General features: G+C 66.3%; 1 pseudogene. It reads left to right on the top strand.

What is annotated here, in order from left to right:
• Window positions 1-261 (top strand): annotated as a pseudogene (locus R0J92_RS24090) (UDP-N-acetylglucosamine 1-carboxyvinyltransferase); the annotation flags it as partial.

Here is a 261-nt window from a genome sequence, read left to right as displayed (position 1 = left end):
AGCGGGCGTGACGATCGACGAAGGCGACGACTGGATGCGCGTGCGCATGGACAAGCGTCCGAGCGCGGTGTCGTTCCGCACGTCCGAGTACCCGGCGTTTCCGACCGACATGCAGGCGCAGTTCATGGCGCTGAACACGGTCGCGGACGGCAAGGCGCAGGTCGTCGAGACGATCTTCGAGAACCGCTTCATGCACGTGCAGGAGCTGAACCGCCTCGGCGCCAACATCACGACCGACGGCAAGACCGCGCTCGTGACGGG

The organism is Tritonibacter sp. SIMBA_163 (assembly GCF_046535935.1).
In the GTDB taxonomy this organism is placed as follows: domain Bacteria; phylum Pseudomonadota; class Alphaproteobacteria; order Rhodobacterales; family Rhodobacteraceae; genus Epibacterium; species Epibacterium scottomollicae.
Note: the sequence above shows the minus strand (reverse complement) of the source record. Positions and strands in the feature narration are given on the sequence as shown.